General features: G+C 53.4%; 3 protein-coding genes. All 3 read left to right on the top strand.

Going from position 1 to position 2,348, the window contains the following annotated elements:
- Nucleotides 1-234: 234 nt before the first annotated feature.
- Nucleotides 235-1,452 carry an MFS transporter gene (locus tag B3P58_RS05630; RefSeq protein ID WP_286716459.1) on the top strand — a complete coding sequence of 406 codons (1,218 nt, stop codon included), beginning with the start codon at nucleotides 235-237 and terminating at the stop codon, nucleotides 1,450-1,452.
- Between the two features lie 84 nt (nucleotides 1,453-1,536).
- Nucleotides 1,537-1,785 (top strand): sulfurtransferase TusA, encoded by a 249-nt coding sequence (gene tusA, locus B3P58_RS05635; protein WP_286716460.1) that lies wholly within the window; start codon nucleotides 1,537-1,539, stop codon nucleotides 1,783-1,785.
- Nucleotides 1,778-1,975 carry a hypothetical protein gene (locus B3P58_RS05640; protein ID WP_286716461.1) on the top strand — a complete coding sequence of 66 codons (198 nt, stop codon included), beginning with the start codon at nucleotides 1,778-1,780 and terminating at the stop codon, nucleotides 1,973-1,975. The genes tusA and B3P58_RS05640 overlap by 8 nt, the downstream gene beginning before the upstream one ends.
- Nucleotides 1,976-2,348: the final 373 nt, after the last annotated feature.

A 2,348-nucleotide genomic window follows, 5' to 3' on the forward strand; every position in this document is an offset into this window, starting at 1 on the left:
GAGATACCTCTCCTTACAGGGGGCGCAGGGGCTTGCCCCGCAAAGGCTGTTCACATGCAGTCAGCGCTGGCTGGTTGTTTAAGTGAACAACATTACGCTTTTGCGTTTTTTTATGCGCTGAATAACAGGCCTGTGTAACTGGCGCAGCCGCAGCGCAATGTGTAAAGTCAGCCGCGTCAGCTTTGTGAGCCGACTGCAGCAGATAAAAAGCAGAACAACAAAAGAAGAAACAGAATGAATAAATGGCTGGCCTTAAGCGGGCTTTATATTGTGCAGGGTTTGCCCCACGGTTTTTTCGGCCAGGCGATGCCGGCGCTGATGCGCACGCAGGGCATGGACCTGACCATTATTGGTCTGTTGTCTTTATTGGCACTGCCCTGGGCGCTGAAGTTTATCTGGGCGCCCTGGCTCGACCGTATTTCGCTGCGACAACAGGAATTCCGCCGCAGCTGGATTCTGACCATGAATTACAGTGCGGTGGCGGTATTGGTTGTGATTGCCAGTCAGCCGCTTGATTTATGGACCGGGCAGGCGATGGCGGTGTTTGTCGGTCTTCTATTAATGCTGAACACCCTGATGGCGACGCAGGATATCGCCACCGATGCCATGGCCGTAGAAAACCTGCCACCAGAGCAGCGCGGTATAGGTAATGGTATTCAGGTCGCCGGTTACCGGGTCGGGATGATACTGGCCGGTGGCGCGCTGGTGTCGCTGTATCCGTTGCTTGGCTGGCAGAATTCACTGCTGCTGCTGGCGTTGCTGATGCTATTGGGCTCGCTGCCGTTGTGGTGGTTTAAGCCGCAGCCGCATGTGGTTGACCGCCAGCCGCTGTGGCCCTTGTGGCTGGGGTTTTTTCGCCTGAAATACGCCGCGTTCTGGCTGCTGTTTCTGCTGGTGTATAAATTCGGTGATGCCTTTGGTACGCCGATGATCCGGCCGATGCTGAGCGATGCCGGAGTTACACTGGAGCAGATGGGTCTGATTCTGGGAACCGTTGGTTTTCTGGCCGGTCTGCTTGGTGCGCTGGGCGGTGGCTGGCTGGTCGGTAAACTCGGACGGCAAAGCGCATTGCTCGGATTTTTATTGCTCGAAGCGCTGGCGCTGCTGTCGTATCTCGGCCTGCAGCCGGCGGCAGGGCAGGCGCCGGACTGGCTGCATATTTATCTGGCGGTGATCGTTGAGCATATTGCCGGCGGTATGGCGACGGCGGCGTTATTTACCGTGATGATGGACCGTTGCCGCGAACACTGTGCCGCCGCCGATTATGCCCTGCAAAGCTGTCTGGTGATTATTGCCGGTATGCTGGCCGGTGCACTTTCCGGTTTCAGCGCCAAAACTCTGGGGTATGATGGCCACTTTGTGCTGTCAGCCATTTTGTGTGTGGCGGCGATGAGTGCAGTCTGGGCGCTGGTACAGCGCGGTTTACTGCCGTCACGCAAGGCTCTGGTCTGAGCGGGCTTAGGCGCTGCGACAGAACGACCAGACAAAACGAGTGGACAGTACGAGCAGGCAAAACGAACAGGTAAGAAGAGAGTTATGAACGACACAGCCATTGATTTTCACCTCGACACCAAAGGGCTGTTCTGCCCGGAACCGGTGATGATGCTGCACAACCAGATCCGCGATATGCAGATTGGCCAGGTGGTGGAAATTCTCGCCACCGACCCTTCGACCCAGCGCGATTTTTTAAAATTCTGCAATTTCCTGGAACATGAATTATTGCTGCAGGAAGAGGTTGATGGCGTATTCCGTTTTCTGATTAAAAAGGCGAGTGACGATGAGTGAGTCTGATATCAGCGAGTCATTTGACAGGAAAAGGGAATCGCAGAGCGAACCTGAAGAAAACCCGCTGGAAGCAATCCGCCGTATGCGCCAGCAAAAACTCCATGCCTGTGCGTTAAAACAGAAGGCGGAAATGGAAGAGATGCTGGCTGGCGCGGATGACAAAGCCCGGAATCGGGAAGGTGCGGATTGAGTTGCTAAAAATAATGAGAATCGACGACTTCCTGAACCTGAACCCTTTTAATCAGACTTAGCTGAACTGCTTTCACGTTAAATCATTTGGATACTGCAGGTCTTTCCTGGCTGAGTATATTTTGGCATTGGACACCTCGTCAGTTTGACTTTGGTGTCCCTTAAAGCGGGGGAAGATCAAGGTCAGATTGAGTGTAGTAGTTCAGACCCGATCTNNAAAACAGAAGGCGGAAATGGAAGAAATGCTGGCTACCGTGGATGAAAAAGCGAAACCTCAGAGTCAGGAAAGCGCGGACTGAATTGCTAAAAATAATGAGAAGTGGCAATTTCCTGAACCAGAATCCCTTCACTCAGACTTAGCTGAACTGCTTTCA

The sequence above is a fragment of the Thalassolituus sp. UBA2009 genome, from assembly GCF_002335285.1.
GTDB lineage: Bacteria > Pseudomonadota > Gammaproteobacteria > Pseudomonadales > Oceanobacteraceae > Venatoribacter > Venatoribacter alkanivorans.

Excerpts from the sequence above, each read along its gene's own strand:
- B3P58_RS05630 (WP_286716459.1), top strand. The coding sequence starts at position 235 with ATGAATAAATGGCTGGCCTTAAGCGGGCTTTATATTGTGCAGGGTTTG.
- tusA (WP_286716460.1), top strand. The coding sequence starts at position 1,537 with ATGAACGACACAGCCATTGATTTTCACCTCGACACCAAAGGGCTGTTC.
- B3P58_RS05640 (WP_286716461.1), top strand. The coding sequence starts at position 1,778 with ATGAGTGAGTCTGATATCAGCGAGTCATTTGACAGGAAAAGGGAATCG.